The sequence below is a fragment of the Flagellimonas nanhaiensis genome (genome assembly GCF_003382275.1).
In the GTDB taxonomy this organism is placed as follows: domain Bacteria; phylum Bacteroidota; class Bacteroidia; order Flavobacteriales; family Flavobacteriaceae; genus Flagellimonas; species Flagellimonas nanhaiensis.
Genome location: NZ_QTJX01000002.1, coordinates 755,661 through 775,016, shown reverse-complemented (window position 1 = coordinate 775,016; position 19,356 = coordinate 755,661). Strand labels below are relative to the sequence as shown.

The window sequence follows — 19,356 nt, the reverse complement described above, 5'->3', positions numbered from 1 at the left end:
ATTTCACTAATTGGCCCGAAAAATGAAGCCTTCGGACGCTTCAGAATTGAGGACTTTGTTCGTAGGCGATTAAAAAACGTAGAATTTTATCCCAATTGAGAGGGCAAAAATCTGTGTTCTTCTAAAATAATCAGTAAGCTCTGGGGCCGTATCTATGCTCAAAAAATCCCAATAGTGGTCCAATTTGGCATAAATTCCCATTGAATTTCCCAGTCTATAAGAGAACGAAACGTTCGTGGCAATGGAAAAACCGTCATCCATAAGTTTAGTGGTGCTCTGCTTGTGATTGTATTTGGCGTATCCAATACCCAATCCTGTCCTTATTCCAAATTTGGTAGTTCCCAAAATTGAATACCCCCCAACGGCGTGTATATGTGTTATCCTACTACTAAGAATTGCCCCAACAGCATCAATATTTGTGACATTCCCCTTAAAATAGCCATATTGTGCCCCTACTTGCCATTTTTTGGTGATCAAAACAAGGCCTTCCACATTCAATCCATTCTTGAGATCGTACCCCTTAGAAACAAAATTATCGCCCCAGGCCTGTGGAAGCACATAAGAAACTCCTATTTCCCCAAGTATATCGTCATCAAACACTGGTTTTTCTTTCTGCCCACGAACCAACATGGAACAAAAACACAGTAATGGCCAAAACCAATTTCTAAAACTTGAATTCATAGCCATTTTGCTCTTGGTCAAACTCCATTTCAAAAATCTTTTCATCTACAATTCCTTTGTTCACCAATTGATATGATGCCCGTACTGTTCCACTTTTAATGTTCTTGAAAGTGATCACCGCCTCATCTTCATCTGGATCCAGTATAGTGGATGAATACTCTGGCAAAGGATGGTAAAGGCCCTTTGCCTCCCCTAAATCCAGTTCTTTATAGGATGAATTGTAGTTGATATTAAAATATAAGGTGTCCGTTAAGTTTGTTTGCCTTGTGATGGTGAGCTTTGTCTGTATTATTTTGTCCAATTCAACCTGTGGTAAATCATAGGTGGAATCTTCCAAAGGAAGATAGTTTGCTCCACTAATAAAAAGAGAGGGCCAGTCATTCTTATAATCTTCATTTCCTTGCCTGTTGACGATCACCAAAATATTGCTCTCATTTTCTGGGGAAATTGTCACTATTTTATATGTGCCGTCTGGATACAATTTAGAAGCCCCAATTAGGTCCACATCTTCTTTTGTTCCATTTACAAAAGGGAAAAAGAACAAAGGAGTAATGAAATGTCCTGAAGCATAAACCTCAACGGGTAGATCGGGCATGGTACTTTCCTCTGGATCGTTGATATTGCCTCTCAGCAAGAGACGCCTATTATCTTCATAGGTGAGCTCGCAAGAAATTAGGAGCAAGCCCAAGAAAAAAGTAAAAACAGTTCTATTCATGCTTCAATAGATACCCTCGGTTTCATTTGGTGGCATCCTTTAATATTAAATAAATGTTAGGTAATGTCAGAAATCAAAATTATCCGGATTGGGGGTTTGCAGCGGCCTTGCGAAGAAAACAGTTGAGTTTGGTATTGGCCGGAAAAATGAAACCTTCGGATGCTACAGAATTGAAGGCTCTTTTTCTGGCACAATAACAATATAATATGGGTTAAGGACCAAAAAGGCCCTTAACCATAGTCATTTTAGGAACAAATCAACAACCGCTGCCAGGATAAACTTCCGCATCGTTATCATTACAATCGAAAATGGGGTTATTATAATCAACCTCTACATATTGAAGGTCGTTGTAATAGTATTGAAAATCACACTCACTGACGTATAGGACAGTTGTTTGATCAGCATAGCCATCTCCATCGGCATCCTTCCCCATTAAAAACTGAACCCCTCCAAAGTATGAATCTTGGTCATCACAATCCAAATTTTCCCAAATCAAATAATAGCCATTGGGAACGGATTCTATATCGCACGCATTAACTTCGACGGTATCCACATCTCCTGGAAATCCATCCTCATCAAAATCCCTCCCATATATGAGCATTATCCCTGGATTCATATTTTGTTCTTGGTCGTTACAATCGCTGTTGTCCATAACATATCCCTCCAATTGTGTGCATGAAGGCACAGACGGGTCTCCATACCCATCATTGTCACTGTCCAAAAAATACATGGGTTCGGTACAAGTTGTAATTGAGGCGTTCCCATCGTCCAAATCATCATCATTGTCCACATAGCCGTCCAAAAGAACACAAGATGTTGCTCCGTTTGCATCTCCAAAGCCATCCTCATCATTATCTACAAAATATTTTGCTTCACAACCAGGAAAGATCAAGGCATTACCGTCATCGGGATCGGTCTTATCTTTTACATACCCGTTTGGTTGGGTACATTCAGATTTTGTGCTGTTTGGGTCACCAAAACCATCTCCATCACTATCCAAATAAAAGGTCTCTTTTGTACATGTATTAGGATTGTCCGGAACACTGTCATCGGAGCCACTACAAGAAGTCACAGCCAATGTTGAAACCATCATAAGCACGCATCCAAACTTTAAAACTTTTTCCATATCTCTCATTTTTATGTTATTGAGAGACAATTTCAGTGTTTAGCGTTACCTATTCACCCTTAACTTGATGAATGCCAAGTTTGGGTTGACGGATGGGGTTTATCTTAAAATTTTTAGGGTTTTCTAAATCTTCCCAGTAGAAAGTGTTTACGGTGTAGCCTGTTAAAAATCAAAATTATCCGGGTCGGGCCCAAAACGCTGCCCTCTATCCAGACCGTCCAACAAATTCATATCCTCTTGGCTAATTTCAAAGTCGAAAAGATCGGCGTTGGAAATGATGCGTTCTTTTTTAGATGATTTGGGAATGGTGACCACTCCTTTTTGTAAATCCCACCTAAGAACTAGCTGTGCAATGGTTTTGCCGTATTTGGCCGCCAATTGCTTCATAACATCAAGATCAAATACGTTTCCTTGCATCAAGGGTGACCAAGCCTCATATTGGATTCCTTTTTTATGGCAGAACTCAACCAAATCTTGCTGCACCAGATACGGATGAAATTCCATTTGATTGACCATGGGAACAATTTCTGCAGTAGTTAGCAAATCCTCTATATGATGTTTCATAAAGTTACTGATCCCTATGGCCCGAACTCTTTTCTCAGCATACAGTCTTTCCATCGCCTTCCAGGTCTCTTTAGAGATCTCACCTTTGGGCCAATGGATCAAATAAAGGTCTAAGTAATCGGTGCCCAGGCGCTCCAGACTTGCTTCAAATGCCTTTAAGGTGCTGTCATATCCTTGGTCCGTATTCCAGACCTTACTGACCAGAAAAATGTCCTTTCTGTCCACATTGCTCTCCCTGATTCCTGCTCCAACCCCTTGTTCGTTGTTGTAGATAGCAGCAGTATCGATGTGGCGATACCCATGGTCCAAGGCATCCTTTACTGCATTAATTACCTCGTTGCCATCTTTTGAGAGATATACTCCCAAGCCAAAATAGGGCATTTGGACCCCGTTGTTCAACTCAAAGGTCCCTTGTAAATCTGTAATTTTTCTCATGTGCTAAAGTTGATAAATCCAATCCTCAGGATTCAAACGATTGGAATCTCTATAAAGGTAAAACTTCAGTTTGGTACTTCCATCAAACCGATTGGTATTAATGTCGCCCAAGACCTCTTTAACAACAACCTTATCTCCTTTTTTTACATACAACTTGGATAGGTTGTAGTACGTGCTAATGTAGTTTCCATGCTTGATCTGTACGCCCTTGTTTCCCCCTGGTACCGATAAAATTGCTATTACCTCACCCTCAAAAATTGCTCGGGCCTGGCTTCCTTCATCTGTAGTAATGGTGACACCGTTGTTGCGGTGCTTTATTCCAGGGTATAATTTATCATTGTAAACCCCATAGCCCTGACTTTTTATTCCTTTTTCCACAGGCCAAATAAGGCGCCCCTTATTGGCCGAAAAGTTGTCTGCCACCATTTTGGCCTCGGGTGTAAGCACAAATTTGGCACTTCCGGACCTTCCTGCCTTTCTGTTGGTGCTTGCAATAGCGCTTTTGATCAACCGCTCAATTTCCCTATCAATTTTTCTGGCCTCCTTTTGTTTTTTGGAAATAGCCTGGGTGTATTTGGTCTCATTTTGTCGAATACTCCTCAACAAGGTCTTCTGCGATTCAATTTCACTGTACAGCTCTTCCTTTACTTTCTTGTTCTCAGCCAACAATTGCTCTTTGACCTTTCGTTGTTCCACTAATTGCTGATTCAATTGTGTCAACTCATCGGTTTTCTTGACGATATCCTCTCCCTGCTTTTTTCGGTGTTTTGCATATTGCTGCATATACTGCAAACGCTTAAACGCCTGAAAAAAATTGTCGGCCGAAAGAAGAAACATTAATCTATTGTTCTGTGACTTGTTTTGATATGTTTTTCGAATCAGGTTAGCATAATCCTCTTTTAGAATCCGAAGATCTTCACGAAGCTTACTAATACTCCTGATATTGACATTAATCTGTCTGTTAAGCAAATTCGATTGCTGATTGGTGACTCGGATTAGCTCTTGACGCACATTGATCTTATGGTCCAAAGCCTCCATTTGGTCCAATACATTCCCTTTTTCCTTCCGTTCGGCAAACAATAATCTATTAATTTCTTTGATCTCTTCCTGTAAACGTGCCCTTTTGGCCTCTAAAGCTTTTTGTTCGCTAGTTTGTGCAGACAGTGGAGTGGTTACAAATAATGTAAGTAGAAGAAAATAAAATAAATATGAAGCCTTACATTTCATATTACTTTAATACAATTTTATCGTAACCCTCGGGAACTTTGTACGGAAAACTCAATGCTCGGTTCAATTCCATATTACGAAAACTGAGTTCAATAGTAGTCTTGTCGCCATTCTCAGCCGCCACAATTTGAATTTCTTCGGGAAGGACGTTTCCTGAAATATTCTGATAGGTATATTTAGCTGATAGTTGCCTTTCATTTTCTGGCTGCGAGATTTCTTGGGCCGCAATTTTAAAATTTTTGGGCTCCAATTGGAACAGTGTCTTGAACAATTCCATTGGTCTTTTCGGTTTCAGCTGATAGTTCCCATCACTTATATCCGAATTGTACTTTTCTTCTCTTAAATCGAAAACAGCATTGCCCAGTAAAAGGTTTTGCACTTTGTCGAAATCCAGTTCTGTCCCCAAGAGATGACTTAAATAGCTAAAATCCCCGTCAAAATATTCGTTTTGCAACTTGTTATAGAATGAAACCCTTTGGGGTGTAATATGTGCTTTTACCATGCCGAGGGGAGCACTCATCCAAATAACTTTGTCCTTCTCCATCCTAAGGCTCACATTCACTCCTTGGTTTTCCTTGCCATTTGAATAGTCAATTTTCACCCTTCCCCGTAACGTCTTAAAATCTGATTGATTAGTGTAATGACTTTCAATAATATTTTTTACGGACAGTCTAGAATCAACTTCGCCTCCGACAACTGTCTTTGCACTTTTACAAGCACCAAGCACTACCACCAATACTACTATCAAAATATATCGCATCCATGTTCCTATGTTCGGCATAAATCGGTCCATGATCATAGTCCTTGTTTTATTTTATTGGCATACTCATTAGCCTTTGTTGCATTCCCGATACTTCTGTAGGCATTGGAAAGTTCCCCATATATTTTATTGGCCAATTGGCCGTCATCCAACAAATAATCCAACCCGCTCTCCAAAACGGTTATTGCTTTAGTTGCGTCCGAAGTTCTATTTAGCGCAGTGCCATAAGCATAGTAAAAATACGGTTGCAAAGGATATGCATCCAAAGCTTCCTTGGAAATGGCCTTCATTTCTTCATAATCAGATTCCAAAAGCATTTGTTCTATCCTGCCACTATAGTCAGCAACAGGGTCATCTTCATTGGCAATACCCGGGTCTTGTTTAGTTGGGTGCACAACAAGCTTCTTTTCTTTTTGTTGTATGGAATCATTGATTTTGGCCGTTAATTGGTCCGTAAACTTAGATTTACCCAATTCGAGCAATACCTTTTTGGCGTCATCGTAATTCTTTTTCCTGAAGTAAACCACGGCCAAGTTTTCTTTCAGTTTCCTGTTTTCGTAGGGAATACTTGCCTGGACTGATTCCAAGGGTTTTCCTTGTTTTTCCAAGACATTGATGAGGCTCTCCAAGTACCAAAAATCTGTGGGTTGAGCTATCAAGGCTTCAATGGCGTATTCTTCACCTTTGATGTATTGTTTGTCCAGACAATACATCTTGCCCAGTTCGTAATCAATTACACTATTTGAGGGTTCTAGCTGCTTGCATTTTATCAGTAAATTGATTGCGCGGTCGTAGTTTTGAATTCCTTTTTGTTTGAGTGCTTCAAAAAAATTCTCTTGGAACTCATCGGTATATTCTTCTAGAAAAACTTCAGCGCTCTGTTCTTCTTGGGCATAAAGTGACTGTCCTACCAATATTGATAAGGCCAAACATCCCAAAAGAAGAAACCTCTTTTTCATGACTTAGTATTCTCTATTCCAAAACGCTATAATCTCCTATGCTTATGGTTTCAAAGTTACCATCAAAAACAACATGGTTGCCAATCATGGCGTTGTCCAAATTGGCATTGGAGATTTTGGTGTTGGCTTGGATCAAGCTATTCTTGACCGTGGAATTCTCAACTACCGTACTTGCTCCTACCGAAACATAGGGTCCTATGGTACTGTTTTTGACCACTACATTCTCCCCTATGAAACAGGGCTCAATAATATTGGCATTCTCTTTTATAACGGAATTTGCAATCAAATCTTCTCCATCTTTTTCCAAAAATTCCAACATTCGCTGATTGGTCTCCACGGTCACAGTCTTATTACCGCAATCCATCCATTCATCTACTTTTCCAGGCACAAATTTCATGCCCTTCTCCATCATCCGTTTGATTCCATCATTGATCTGATATTCTCCGCCATGGGTAATATCATTTTCTAATACATATTGTAGTTCATTTTTCAATACTCCAACATCTTTAAAATAATAGATGCCTATAACCGCCAAATCAGAAACAAACTCCTTGGGCTTCTCTACCAATTCCACAATCTCCTTTTCTGCATTTAAATTGACTACCCCGTATGCTTCTGGGTTTTCAACTTGTTTTACCCAAATGACACTGTCGGCAGATTTGTCCAAATCAAAATCGGCCCTAATCAGAGTATCCGCGTAGGCAATTACTGCAGGTCCGCTCAAGGATTCTTTAGCACTCATAATGGCATGTCCGGTTCCCAAAGGTTCATCCTGTCTGTAAATGGATCCTTTGGCACCCAAACTTTCTGCGAGGTTCATCAAACTTTTCACCACATCATCGCCAAAAAAGGCGGGGTCTCCTAAAATAAAGGCCACCTCTTCAATGGGTTCTCCCAAGACCTTGGCAATATCGCTTACCAAACGATGCACAATGGGTGTGCCCGCAACCGGAATCAATGGTTTAGGTACTGTTAGGGTATGTGGTCTCAATCGGGAACCTCTTCCCGCCATCGGGACAATTATTTTCATATTTTAATTGATTTGGATATTATGTTTTTTCGCAATTGTTTCAAAAATTTCTAGTCTTCCTGCTTCTTTGAGTTCATTATAGAACATCCCTAGGTTATGTTCCGCATCCCTAGCATATGGTGAGTTCATTTTAGAATATATTATATAGGCTTTCATAGTATCATCCAGAGCTTGTTCATAATCTCCCTCAAGATGATATAACCGTCCCCTCCCATAGTATCCCTCCGCTTCATCTGGATAAACCTCAATGTAATTGTTCATTGCTTTTATTGCATTGTCCAAGTCATTTTTATATTCATATGCATATGCAATATTGATCAACGGCATTTTTCCTTTAGGGTCTATTTCGAGTGATTTTTCATAGTTGTGGATTGCTTTATCATATTCTTCAAGTTTCCTATAACTGTACCCTATCATATCCCATGCAAAAGCAAACTTGGAATCTTCTTCAACAGCATTTTTGTAGTGTTCAATTGCAATGGCATATTTTCCTTCTGAAAAAAACATTTGACCTTTATCATAATGCTCTTTAGCATTTTTCTTATTTGAAACTGAATTTCTACTTTCAACATCACTGGAAGCCATTAAAGTCTTCATAGCATCACAATTGCGAAGAAGGTGTTCTTCTACCTCATCGTAATCCTTATCCATCTCAATGATGATGTTGTTCTCATCTTTAATTTGCAAAGAATCTGGTAATTCACTCGAAGCGTAATGGTCAAGCGTATCTTTTACTTTTGAAGTCATCTTCAACAGACTATTTTTCATCTGTACGGTCAAAATTGATGATGAAATACATTCTTTTATTTTTTTGAATTTCTTCTTTTCCTTTATACCTGTGCTGATTCCACCAATACATGGACATGCTTCTTTGGAGATTTGCTCAATTTGATTCTGCGCAAAGGAATTTGCGCTGGTTAGAAACACACAAAAAATCAGAAAAAAGTATTTCATAATGTGTTAATTTTTACCGGTGCTTCCAAATCCACCAGCACCCCTATCTGTTTCTGAAAGGGCTTCTACCTCTTCCCACTCGGCCCGTTCGTGTTTGGCTATGACCATTTGGGCCACCCGTTCTCCATTTTCGATAACAAAATCATCGGAGGAAAGATTGACCAATATTACGCCCACCTCGCCACGATAATCGGCATCAACGGTTCCTGGGGCATTGAGCACCGTAATTCCTTTTTTGGCCGCCAATCCGCTTCGGGGGCGTACTTGGGCCTCATAACCTACAGGAAGTTCCAGGTATAGTCCCGTAGGTACAATGGTCCTTTCCAAAGGTTTTAGGGTTATTGAAGTATCTATATTTGCTCTTAGGTCCATTCCAGCAGAGGCAATGGTTTCATAGCCTGGTAGAGCATGACTTGATTTGTTTATGATCTTAATTTTCACGTTGTAACAGTATGGTCTTCAGTTTATCTCCTTCCATTTTATAAACTAACATCAAAAATAACAAAAGTAGTAGGCCACCAGCTATTAAATTTCTATTAAAAACGTAGAAAGAAAGAGCAGAAAACACAATGGAAACCGAGGAATAGAAGATTATTTTTCGCATGTTGTAGGGCACGGGATAGTATTTTCTTCCAAAGTAATAGGACAAAACCATCATGCTACCATAGGCTGCCAAAGTAGCTAAGGCTGATGCCATATATCCTATAGTGGGAATAAGGCCAATGTTGATGATCAAAGTAATCAATGCCCCTATTGAGGAAATATAAGCCCCAAATTTGGTTTGGTCTGTTATTTTATACCAAACCGAAAGATTGTGATAAACTCCCAGACAGAAGCTTGCCAATAAAATTATTGGAACTATTTCCAATGCTTCCCAATATGTAGAATTTCTAATAAGAAGTTTTCCCAGTGGATTGATGAATACCACCACTCCGAGCAATATTACACTTCCAAGAATAACGAAGTAATTGGTTATCTGGGCATATGTTTTTTGTGGCTTTTCGGTTTTGGCATGGCTGAAGAAAAAGGGTTCAACACCCATTCTAAATGCTGTTCCGAACAAGGTCATGAAGAGGGCCAATTTATAGCAGGCTCCATACTTGCCCACTTCGGTCTCCGCTATATCCGAAGGCAATATTTCTGTCAGTAAGATTTTATCCAAGACCTCGTTAACGGTAAAAGCAACACCCGCAATCATGACCGGACCAGCGTACTTCATCATTTGTTTCCATAACGCAGCATCGAACTTATAGGAAACTTTAAAGTATGTTGGCAGTAAGATCAACAGCGTGAATCCACTTGCTATGATATTTGATATGAAAATATACTGGATTTCCCATCCTTCTTTGTAAATGGAGCTGAAAAAGCTTCCATCGGATTCTTGGGCCATTTTGGGCAGAACAAGTAAAAAGAAAACGTTGAAAGTTAGGTTTATGGCCACATTAATGGTCTTTAGCACTGCATACTTCATTGGTTTTTCCTTTGCTCTCAACAAGGCAAAAGGAATAATGACCAAAGCATCCAATACCAAAATATATGTAGTAAACCTTATATAATCAGGATTGATATTTGTGAAATTGGCCAAGCTTTCCTGGACCAAAAGTGCCAAAATCAAAAACAACAAGGAACTCCCTAGTAAAGAAATCAATGAAGTAGAAACAACTCTTTTTTTGTCCTCGCTTTTATGGTAGAAACGGAAAAAGGCAGTTTCCATACCATAGGCCAAAAACACATTGAAGATTGCTATCCATGCATAGATGTTGGTATACTGCCCATATCCTGCCGCATTCTCAAAAACACTAGTATACAAGGGAAGCAAGAAAAAGGAAATGACCCGTGGCAATACCGTGGCCAGGCCATAGATAAAGGTTTGTTTAAAAAGCTTTTTTAACGGATTCAAATAGGTATGCCTTAAAGGTGGTTACAAGTTACGTAAAACCCTTTAGTATAAAAGTGCTTGATTGTGCCAAAAGAAAAGGGCCGCTTCTAAAGAAGCGGCCCTTTTTATATGATTTTACTTTCTTATTAATTGTTAAGCGCTTCAGCACCACCAACAATTTCAAGGATTTCGTTGGTAATGGCTGCTTGTCTTGCTTTGTTATAGGTCAACTTCAATTGATCTCGAAGCTCTGTTGCGTTATCCGTTGCCTTGTGCATGGCTGTCATACGTGCACCGTGCTCACTGGCAAACGAATCGCGCACCGCCTTGTACAATTGGGTCTTTAACGACTTCGGAATTAATTGCTCAACGATTTCAGGTTTGGATGGTTCAAAAATATAATCGGCAGCACCGGAAGTGTTTCCTTCAACAGGAACAATCGGTAAAAACTGTTCTGTCATAATGATTTGTGTAGCCGCGTTCTTGAACTTGTTGTAGACCAACTCTATTTTATCGTATTTACCTTCGGTAAAATGTTCCATAAGGTCCTTGGCAATCTCTGAAACCACGTCAAAGGTCAAGTCGTCAAAAACTTCACTGTGATTGGCAACAACATTATGCCTCTTTGCCAAAATATCGTTCCCCTTCTTGCCTATGGCCAAAACATCAACCTGCTTGCCTGCATAGGTAGTTTCTACCAATGCATTCGTTTGTTTAATGATGTTTGAATTGAAGGCACCACAAAGACCTCTGTTGGAGGTAATGGCAACAATCAGCACTTTGTTGACGGCTCTATTATCAGCAAACTTGCTCCCTGCGTCACCATCCAAACTTGCGCTCAATCCCTGCAAGAGTTCGGTAAGCTTATTAGCATAGGGCCTCATGGCCGTAATGGCATCCTGGGCTTTTTTCAACTTGGCAGCAGATACCATTTTCATGGCACTGGTAATCTGCATCGTTGATGAAACCGAAGCTATTCTATTTCGTATTTCCTTTAAGTTTGCCATATTCTACTTTGTCATTCCGCACTTGATGCGGAATCTTTTTTGTTATGGATTTCCCGCTTTCCTTCGACTACGCTCAGGATGACAGCGGGAATGACAATTATTATGCTTTGTACTTCCCTGCAAGGTCCTTACAAACCGAGGTCAACGTATCAGTAACCTCATCGGTCAATTTACCAGCTTTTAGCGTATCTAAAATACCTCTGTGCTTAGCGTTCATGAACTCGATGAAATCTCTTTCAAATTCTTTTACCTTGTCTACAGGAACATCCCTCAACAAGTTTTTAGATCCAGCGAAAATAATCGCAACCTGATCTTCAACTGTGTATGGGTCGTTTTGGGCCTGCTTCAAAATCTCAACGTTTCTACGTCCTTTTTCAATTACGTTCAAGGTCGCAGCATCCAAATCGGAACCAAACTTGGCAAAGGCTTCCAATTCACGGAACTGGGCCTGGTCCAATTTCAGGGTACCTGCCACTTTTTTCATAGACTTAATCTGAGCCGAACCACCCACACGGGAAACGGAGATACCTACGTTAATTGCAGGACGAACACCTTGGTTAAACAAATCTTGCTCCAAGAAAATCTGACCATCGGTAATGGAAATTACGTTGGTTGGGATATATGCTGATACGTCACCTGCCTGTGTTTCAATAATTGGAAGTGCGGTAAGTGAACCTCCTCCTTTTACTTTGGATTTCAGCGCATCTGGAAGGTCGTTCATGTTTTTTGCCACATTGTCGTCATTGATGACCTTGGCAGCACGCTCCAACAATCTTGAGTGTAGGTAGAATACGTCACCAGGGTAAGCTTCACGTCCTGGAGGTCTTCTTAACAACAAGGATACCTCACGATAGGCAACCGCTTGTTTTGATAAATCATCATAGATAATCAAAGCTGGACGACCTGTATCCCTGAAGTACTCTCCAATCGCTGCACCGGCAAAAGGAGCATATACCTGCATAGGTGCAGGGTCAGAAGCATTAGCCGCAACAATTGTGGTATAGGCCAAAGCACCTTTATCTTCCAAAGTCTTGGCAATGGCCGCAACAGTTGATGCTTTTTGTCCAACTGCAACATAGATACAGTATACTGGCTCACCAGCATCGAAAAACTCTTTCTGATTCAAAATGGTATCGATACAAACCGTTGTCTTACCTGTCTGACGGTCACCGATTACCAACTCACGCTGTCCTCTACCAATCGGAATCATTGCATCAACAGCTTTAACTCCAGTCTGTAATGGCTCGTTTACCGGTTGACGGTAAATTACCCCAGGAGCTTTACGTTCCAATGGCATTTCAAATGTGTCTCCGGCTATTGGTCCTTTTCCGTCAATGGGAGTACCCAAAGTATCCACTACACGACCTACAATGCCTTCTCCAACATTAATAGATGCAATACGTTGTGTTCTTTTTACCGTTGCGCCTTCCACAATTTCTTTGGACGGACCCAACAAAACCACACCAACGTTATCTTCTTCAAGGTTCAGAACAATTCCCTGCATTCCGCCATCAAACTCCACAAGCTCTCCGTATTGTGCATTGGAAAGACCATACACACGGGCAATACCATCACCCACCTGCAATACGGTACCTACTTCGTCCAATGAAGCGGTAGCTTCAAAACCAGATAATTGTTTTTTCAAAATTGCTGATACCTCAGCGGCTTTTACTCCTGCCATTTTTATAGACTATTTGTAAATTCTCTTTTTAATCCGTTCAATTTGTTCGAGACGCTTGCATCATATTGCAAATCTCCTACACGCAACACAAATCCTCCGATGATGCTCTCGTCAATTTTATTTTCAACAGAGACTTTGTTCCCTGTCATTTTGGCCACTTGGGCCAGTACTTTCTTTTCAAGGTCCGCCGTCAAGGGAACTGCCGTGGTCACATAGGCCACATCTTCTCCCTTAAGTTTTTCATGAAGAATGATGTACTTATAAGCTACTTCTTGAAGCATTCCAATTCTTTTGTTGTCGGTCAATGTGCCGATCAAGCCTTTTGAAATTTCATTGCACCCTTTAAACACTTCCATCAATGCATTCCTCTTCACTTCGGCCTTTACAACGGGGCTTTCCAAAAGATTTTGCAAATCAGCGTTATCCGTGATCACAGCAGCAATGTCACGCATATCTTTTTCAACAGCGTCTGCTGCTTTCTTTTCGATAGCGAAATCCAAGGTTGCTTTTGCGTAGCGTACGGCTGCCCTATTTTGGTTCATGTGCTCTTAGTTCAATTTGATGTCGCCCAACATATCATCCACCAACTTCTGTTGTTTCTTCTTGTCGGACAGTTCTTCTTTAATCACCTTTTCAGCAATCTCAATGGAAAGATTGGCCACTTGTTCCTTAATATCGGCAACTGCGGCTTTCTTTTCACTTTCTATGGTAGCCTGGGCCTGTTTGATCATCTTATCTCCTTCTACCTGGGCCTGCTCTTTGGCATCGGCAACAATCTTATCTTTGATTTCCCTGGCTTCCTTGAGCATGGACTCCCTTTCCGCTCTTGCTTCTTTCAATAACTTTTCGCTATCGGCCGTAACGTTCTGCATTTCCTTTTTGGCCTCTTCTGCAGCATCCAAGGCATTTTTGATGCCTTCCTCACGATCGTTGATGGCATTGAGAATTGGTTTCCATGCAAACTTCCAAAGTAGGAACAACAATAGTCCGAACAATAAAGTCTGCCAGAAAAACAATCCCAACGAAAACTCTTCCAATAACTTTTCCATAATCTAATCTGTGCTTTTATACTTTGAATTCTTAAACCAAGCAAAAGCTGTAACCAACCGTTACAGCCTTTACTTTGTGGGTCTGATTATACTGCAAATAGGGCAGCAAAACCAATACCTTCAATCAACGCTGCTGCAATCAACATCGCTGTTTGGATTTTTCCGTAAGCTTCAGGCTGACGGGCGATAGCCTCCATAGCAGAACCACCGATTCTACCGATACCAAGACCTACACCAATTACTACCAAACCTGCACCTACCATTACTGGAATTTCCATATCTATCTAGTTTAAAAATTAAATATTCAATATTTAGACCCTTCGACAAGCTCAGGGTGACATTCTTTTAATTAATGGGCAACCTCTGCCTCATGTTCATGGTCGTGCTCATGTTCCTCGGAGGCAAATCCAAAGTAAAGCGCGGACAACATGGTGAAAATATAAGCTTGCAACAAGGCCACCAATACTTCAATCAATGAAATGGCAAATGCCAATCCAAAGGACAACGGGCTACCTATCCAACTTTTAAATATGAACATCAAACCAATCAAGCTCATCAATACAATGTGTCCCGCCTGCATGTTTGCGTACAAACGTATCAATAATGAAAACGGCTTAATAATCAACCCCAACAATTCTATTGGGACCAAAATAATATACAATGGGATTTTACCATACCAGGGCAATGACTTTCCAAGAGGATCGAACTGGTGCATCCAGTAATCCTTGGTTCCTGTAAAATTGGTAATCAAGAAAGTCATGATTGCCAAAGAAACTGTAATGGCAATGTTTCCTGTCACGTTGACCCCAAGTGGTGTTAACCCAAAAATGTTCAAGAACCAGATAAAGAAAAAGATGGTCAACAAGAAGGGCATATATTTCTTGTATCGTTTTTCCCCAATGTTGGGTCTTGCAATGTCATCCCTTATATATAGGACTATGGGTTCGAAGAAACGGCCAGCTCCAGTTGGAATACCGTTGTTCTTGCCATAGGATTTTGCCAAACTGGAAAACAACCACAACATCAACAAGCCGGTCACGATAATCATCACCACGTTTTTAGTTATGGAAAAGTCCAAAGGCTTTACATTGGTAGCATGGTGGTCTTCATCATAATGGATGGTCCCTTCTGCATCTGTTTTATATATCTTGCTATGATAAAGCTTGTAATAGTTGCCATCAACTTCAGCCAAAGTTTCACCGTGATGGAATTTTGAAGAGGAAAAGACCTTTAACCCATTATTGTCCCATAAAATAATAGGCAACGGAAAACCAACATACTTGTGTTCTCCATTTTCTTTGGTGTAGGAAAACAAAGAAAAATCATGTGCATCCTGAAGGTGATGGGCGATGTATTCCTTAATTTCTGTTTTTAAATCCTTGCCGTGTTCGTTGTGCTCGTTTTCTTTTTCACTGGCGAAAGTGGTCTGGGACAAAAAAAGTGCGGCGACAAGAAGAAATCTTGTAAAAAAAGTTTTTCGCATTTCGCTCAAAAATATCGGTCTCTCAAAATCGGTGCAAATGTAAGCCATTCTCTTAAAAAGAAAAAAGCTTTCAAACTTTTATTTTTGAGGATCTTGAGTGCTTTATTTTTTATTGGATTCCTCTAGGCTTTTGAGCATTTTAGAAGTAAAATAGGTCTCCAAAAAAAGTGCAATTGCATAAGGAACAAAAAAAGCAGCAAATTCGGGACTGGACATTTCTCCATCGCTCTTATAGGTAGGGTAGAAAAGCAGGAAGAAAAAGATGAACTTTATAAAGCTACCCCCCATGAACAAAAATCCAATCTGATTTTTGAATTTTTCGCGAAAACGATACAACAGCCCATAAATGATCACGGCCAAAATGCCATTGACCACATAGGATCTAACAATAAGGTTTTCAAAAAGGGGAAGGCCTTTTGCCGACATTACAAAAAGGTGGGCTCCAAAGGAGATAGTCAGCAATACAATAAGAAGTAGAATGAACTTGGTGAGCAAATTGAGTTTTGACATCAGTATTTTATCCGTTTTAACTGTTGCAAAACTACCCAAATTGAAATTGCCACCCCTAACAGAGTGGCAATTACCGTAAAAATATTTTTCTCGTTTTGATATTCAGCGTCGAGCCATTTTCCTCCCTGAACGGACAAATAGATTATGATGCCCATTTCAAACGCGATGCCCGAAAGAATGGCAGCGTTCTTGAAACCGCTGTTCTTAGGAGACTTTTGCTGGTTCATTAGCTTTAGAGGGCTGTATTTTGTGGGTAGGAGCGCCAACTCCCTTGCCCATGGTACAGGCCGCATTAAAGGTTGCACCCGGTTCCACGGCCAATTTGGACACACTCACGGTGCCTTCAATAACAGCTGAGGATTTAAGAGAAAGCAGGTCCTTAACATGAAGTTCTCCATTGAACTTTCCTTCAATATCTGCATTTACACATTCAACTTTTCCGTTGATATAGCCATCTTTGCCAATGACCACCTTGCCTGAAGTGGTTACATTGCCTTCCAGTTTGCCATCTATCCTGAAATCAGCCTCTGAAGTAATATCACCTTTTATTTTTGTGTTCTTCTCTATTCTGTTGGGCTGTCCTCCAAATTCTGTCATAGGTCGTGGTTTTTTGTTGTCAGAAAACATCGTGTTCTAGGGTTTTGGGGTTAAAATTTGTGCTTTGTATGATTTTAAGTTTTTATGGACCTGAATGATCTTGTAATTGTTTGATAAAACTACAAAATTCTCATCTTTGATCCGGTAATCCCTGTTGTTTTTTATGAGCTCCGCAAAGCCCAGGGCAAAGTCTTTAGATCTAAATCCGTGCACTACAACAAACTGATCTTCCAGGTTGTAGATATCCTTTGAAATTATGTTCTTATAGTTTAGATCTTTAACGACCTCTTCCAGTCGCTTCTTTAGTTCTAACGCTTTTTCGTTGTCCCTTATTTTAAATGGGAACACTACTTTCCAATTTCCTTTGGAAGCGGTGTCGGTCTCTGGTGAGAATTGCTGGTTCTCCAATTTTGGTAATTGTTCCGAAACCATTTCTTCCGCTTTTTTTCCTTCCGGATTGTTTGGATAGGTCAATGCTACATAGTTTAAGGCTTCTTTAAAGGCCTCATACCCTTGTAGGCGACCTATGGAATTTGCTTTTAGCATTTCAAACTTAGGAACAATGGGGTCTCCGGTATATCTGCTGATATAATTTTCTGAACCTGTTATTACCTGCAGGTATTCTTGTTGTTGATATAGCTTGAAGAGGGAAGTGTAGTGCGCATCGGGACTGTCCGTATTTCCTTCCAAAACTGCCTGTGGATTCAGAAGAATCTCTGCATATCTTGTGTCAGGATGATTGGCAATAATGTCCTGTTTCATATTGTCCATTAATGGACTGCCCGACTCCTCATAAATTTTGTAAAGGTTGTATTTTGATGGTAAAACCAATCGTTCTTCTGGATTTGAGGCCAATACTCGTTCCAATTTGGACGCTGCCAAAAGATTGTCCTTAAACTTTTCTTTGTAAATCAATCCCAACTGATAGTTCGCAAAATTTCTTTCGGTCCTTAAACTGTCGATCTCTGCTACATCGGTAGGTATTTGTTCCAGATAAAAATCTAAAGAGAATTTTTGGTCATCGGTAAGGTCTTCCACATTCTGACCTGTAGATGTTACTTCTGTTCCGGTTGCCTCGGAAACCAAAGTACGAGCTTTATTGCTCCATCTCCAATCATCTTCCAGTGTTCGGTCTCCCCATTGGGTTTTAAAATCATTCCTTCCATATCCCAAACTGGTAATATTATAGAAATAGAACTTTCCCTTGTTCTGTTTGCCCCCTTGGCTTTCCGCAAAAGCCGCGAACCCTGCGTTGGTTCTTTTCAATTCTGCTTCTGCTTCCTCTTCTTGTTTGCGTTTTAGTTCGGCAATATAATCTTCAAAATATGCCTTGCGCTCTGCCTCGGGCATTTCATAAATGGTGATTACGCTATCCGCGTGCTGGACAATATCCTCATACTTGATGACGTCCTCAAGATTGTCCAATTTCTTTTTGATGTTCCTATACTTCTTGCTGTTTACAACAAGATTGGTCAATGTACTATCATAGTATGCTCCTGAGGTTTTATATTCATCCTTGTCAAAATAATAATCGGCAAGACTCTGATAGTTCAGGGCATTTAGTTTTCGTTCTTCCTGAGGAGTGGCCCTAAGAGATTTATTGTAATAGGCCAATGCTATACTATCTGATTGGTTCGCCAAATGGAATTGGGCAATTTCCCTATAGATCTTATCCAAAAAGGGCCTGTTCTCTCGATTTTCTTCCAAATCCGTCAGATACTCCAACAAATCCTCTTTGTTGGTTGAAGTAATCTCGGTATTCTGAATTTTCTTGAGGTGCGCATTGATCATATAGACCCTTGGAGATCTTCTGTTCAGGGCAATTACTTTGTCATATGCATAATTGGCGCTGTCCTTGAACCCCAAATTATTATACAATTGCCCTATAATAAATAGGTATCTTCCCTTTTCCGCGCTCTTTTTGGTGTATGCCTGGGCAATCTTTAGTTTTTGAATTGCAGTATCTGGAGCTTTAAGGTTGATGAAGCACTGCGCCAAAACCGCATTTGCATCTGCATATTCCTGGTCCTTGAGTGATTCAAACTTAAAAAGCCTTTTTAGATTTTTGATCGCCACTTCTGGATTGTCCAAACGCATATTGGTCTTTTCCCTCCAGATGGTAGCTTCGTTCAGCTTGTTGCTCTCCGTATATTTTCGAAGTACGTAATTAAAGGCTTCCAGTGCCGGAATATAGCGTTGGTCAAAGTACCGTGCCTTGCCCAAAAGAAGAAAGGCCTCATCCGTTTGTGGATTGCGCTCTTCATCTTTAATGTCCATACTGTGCTTTTGGATGGCCTTTGTGGCCTTTTCCTCGGCAAGTATAAAGTTGGGGTTATTGTCCTCAGAATCCAGTTTAATCTCATCCGTTACCTGAAGGCGTTCCACGGGAAGCACTTCCCAGTAGTCATCACGATAACTGGAATTCAATTCCTCGCGTCCTAGTTCAAAGGCTATGTTACCATTATATAGGGTATTGTACTTGGTATTGAGAGCATGCCAATTTCTATTGATAAAGGCATCCTTTTTAGTGGAACAGGAACCAAGAATCAAGGTTGATAAGGTAACTACCGATAAAATTTTATGCTGAAGCTTCAAAACTATTGCTGATCGTATCTAACCTTAACTAAAAAACATCCAGAATATTATAAGGCTCATCGATAAAATGCAATTTTTTCACCTACCAGAAGAAACATTGGACA

General features: G+C 40.3%; 21 protein-coding genes and 1 pseudogene. 1 reads left to right on the top strand and 21 read right to left on the bottom strand.

Annotated elements, in window-relative coordinates:
• Window positions 1-69: 69 nt before the first annotated feature.
• Both DX873_RS11005 and DX873_RS11000 read right to left on the bottom strand, forming a co-directional pair.
• Window positions 70-726 carry a hypothetical protein gene (locus DX873_RS11005; RefSeq protein WP_147296648.1) on the bottom strand — a complete coding sequence of 219 codons (657 nt, stop codon included), beginning with the start codon at window positions 724-726 and terminating at the stop codon, window positions 70-72.
• The gene (locus tag DX873_RS11000) at window positions 665-1,396 is read right to left on the bottom strand and encodes a hypothetical protein (protein WP_116184482.1); all 732 of its coding nucleotides are present in this window, start codon (window positions 1,394-1,396) and stop codon (window positions 665-667) included. Before DX873_RS11000 ends, DX873_RS11005 begins: the two co-directional genes overlap by 62 nt.
• Before the next feature lie 95 nt (window positions 1,397-1,491).
• Here DX873_RS11000 and DX873_RS10995 point away from each other — a divergent pair.
• Window positions 1,492-1,593: pseudogene (locus DX873_RS10995) on the top strand (acyl-CoA thioesterase); the annotation flags it as partial.
• Between the two features lie 59 nt (window positions 1,594-1,652).
• Here the strand turns inward: DX873_RS10995 and DX873_RS10990 are convergent.
• The 19 genes from DX873_RS10990 to porW form a co-directional block, all read right to left on the bottom strand.
• The gene (locus DX873_RS10990) at window positions 1,653-2,522 is read right to left on the bottom strand and encodes a hypothetical protein (RefSeq protein ID WP_147296647.1); all 870 of its coding nucleotides are present in this window, start codon (window positions 2,520-2,522) and stop codon (window positions 1,653-1,655) included.
• Window positions 2,523-2,684: 162 nt separating this feature from the next.
• On the bottom strand, window positions 2,685-3,521 hold the full coding sequence (locus DX873_RS10985) for an aldo/keto reductase (protein ID WP_116184480.1): 837 nt from the start codon (window positions 3,519-3,521) through the stop codon (window positions 2,685-2,687).
• 3 nt (window positions 3,522-3,524) lie between these two features.
• Window positions 3,525-4,748 (bottom strand): murein hydrolase activator EnvC family protein, encoded by a 1,224-nt coding sequence (locus tag DX873_RS10980; protein ID WP_116184479.1) that lies wholly within the window; start codon window positions 4,746-4,748, stop codon window positions 3,525-3,527.
• Window position 4,749: 1 nt separating this feature from the next.
• Window positions 4,750-5,529, bottom strand: coding sequence for a lipoprotein insertase outer membrane protein LolB1 (gene lolB1, locus DX873_RS10975; RefSeq protein ID WP_116184881.1), 780 nt, complete (start codon window positions 5,527-5,529; stop codon window positions 4,750-4,752).
• 14 nt (window positions 5,530-5,543) lie between these two features.
• The gene (locus DX873_RS10970; RefSeq protein ID WP_116184478.1) at window positions 5,544-6,467 is read right to left on the bottom strand and encodes a tetratricopeptide repeat protein; all 924 of its coding nucleotides are present in this window, start codon (window positions 6,465-6,467) and stop codon (window positions 5,544-5,546) included.
• A 13-nt stretch (window positions 6,468-6,480) separates the two neighbouring features.
• The gene (locus DX873_RS10965) at window positions 6,481-7,497 is read right to left on the bottom strand and encodes a sugar phosphate nucleotidyltransferase (protein WP_116184477.1); all 1,017 of its coding nucleotides are present in this window, start codon (window positions 7,495-7,497) and stop codon (window positions 6,481-6,483) included.
• 3 nt (window positions 7,498-7,500) lie between these two features.
• The gene (locus DX873_RS10960; protein WP_116184476.1) at window positions 7,501-8,451 is read right to left on the bottom strand and encodes a tetratricopeptide repeat protein; all 951 of its coding nucleotides are present in this window, start codon (window positions 8,449-8,451) and stop codon (window positions 7,501-7,503) included.
• 6 nt (window positions 8,452-8,457) lie between these two features.
• Entirely contained in the window at window positions 8,458-8,892 is a 435-nt protein-coding gene (gene dut / locus DX873_RS10955) for a dUTP diphosphatase (protein ID WP_116184475.1), read from the bottom strand.
• Window positions 8,882-10,351 carry a lipopolysaccharide biosynthesis protein gene (locus DX873_RS10950; protein ID WP_116184474.1) on the bottom strand — a complete coding sequence of 490 codons (1,470 nt, stop codon included), beginning with the start codon at window positions 10,349-10,351 and terminating at the stop codon, window positions 8,882-8,884. The genes dut and DX873_RS10950 overlap by 11 nt, the downstream gene beginning before the upstream one ends.
• Window positions 10,352-10,476: 125 nt before the next feature.
• A complete protein-coding gene (gene atpG / locus DX873_RS10945) occupies window positions 10,477-11,337 on the bottom strand; it encodes an ATP synthase F1 subunit gamma (protein ID WP_116184473.1) in 861 nt (286 codons plus the stop codon).
• Window positions 11,338-11,437: 100 nt separating this feature from the next.
• On the bottom strand, window positions 11,438-13,018 hold the full coding sequence (gene atpA, locus DX873_RS10940) for a F0F1 ATP synthase subunit alpha (RefSeq protein ID WP_116184472.1): 1,581 nt from the start codon (window positions 13,016-13,018) through the stop codon (window positions 11,438-11,440).
• 2 nt (window positions 13,019-13,020) lie between these two features.
• Complete coding sequence (atpH, locus tag DX873_RS10935) at window positions 13,021-13,560, bottom strand: ATP synthase F1 subunit delta (protein WP_116184471.1); 540 nt, start codon at window positions 13,558-13,560, stop codon at window positions 13,021-13,023.
• Between the two features lie 6 nt (window positions 13,561-13,566).
• Window positions 13,567-14,067 carry a F0F1 ATP synthase subunit B gene (locus DX873_RS10930; protein WP_116184470.1) on the bottom strand — a complete coding sequence of 167 codons (501 nt, stop codon included), beginning with the start codon at window positions 14,065-14,067 and terminating at the stop codon, window positions 13,567-13,569.
• Window positions 14,068-14,153: 86 nt separating this feature from the next.
• Window positions 14,154-14,345 (bottom strand): ATP synthase F0 subunit C, encoded by a 192-nt coding sequence (atpE, locus tag DX873_RS10925; protein ID WP_045801726.1) that lies wholly within the window; start codon window positions 14,343-14,345, stop codon window positions 14,154-14,156.
• A 71-nt stretch (window positions 14,346-14,416) separates the two neighbouring features.
• Window positions 14,417-15,550 (bottom strand): F0F1 ATP synthase subunit A, encoded by a 1,134-nt coding sequence (atpB, locus tag DX873_RS10920; protein WP_116184469.1) that lies wholly within the window; start codon window positions 15,548-15,550, stop codon window positions 14,417-14,419.
• Window positions 15,551-15,652: 102 nt separating this feature from the next.
• On the bottom strand, window positions 15,653-16,060 hold the full coding sequence (locus DX873_RS10915) for a hypothetical protein (RefSeq protein ID WP_116184468.1): 408 nt from the start codon (window positions 16,058-16,060) through the stop codon (window positions 15,653-15,655).
• Window positions 16,060-16,287: an AtpZ/AtpI family protein gene (locus DX873_RS10910; protein WP_116184467.1), complete on the bottom strand. Its 228-nt coding sequence runs from the start codon at window positions 16,285-16,287 to the stop codon at window positions 16,060-16,062. Before DX873_RS10910 ends, DX873_RS10915 begins: the two co-directional genes overlap by 1 nt.
• Window positions 16,265-16,687, bottom strand: a complete 423-nt coding sequence (locus DX873_RS10905) for a bactofilin family protein (protein WP_116184466.1) — start codon at window positions 16,685-16,687, stop codon at window positions 16,265-16,267. Before DX873_RS10905 ends, DX873_RS10910 begins: the two co-directional genes overlap by 23 nt.
• 6 nt (window positions 16,688-16,693) lie before the next feature.
• On the bottom strand, window positions 16,694-19,252 hold the full coding sequence (porW, locus tag DX873_RS10900; RefSeq protein ID WP_116184465.1) for a type IX secretion system periplasmic lipoprotein PorW/SprE: 2,559 nt from the start codon (window positions 19,250-19,252) through the stop codon (window positions 16,694-16,696).
• Between the last annotated feature and the right edge of the window lie 104 nt (window positions 19,253-19,356).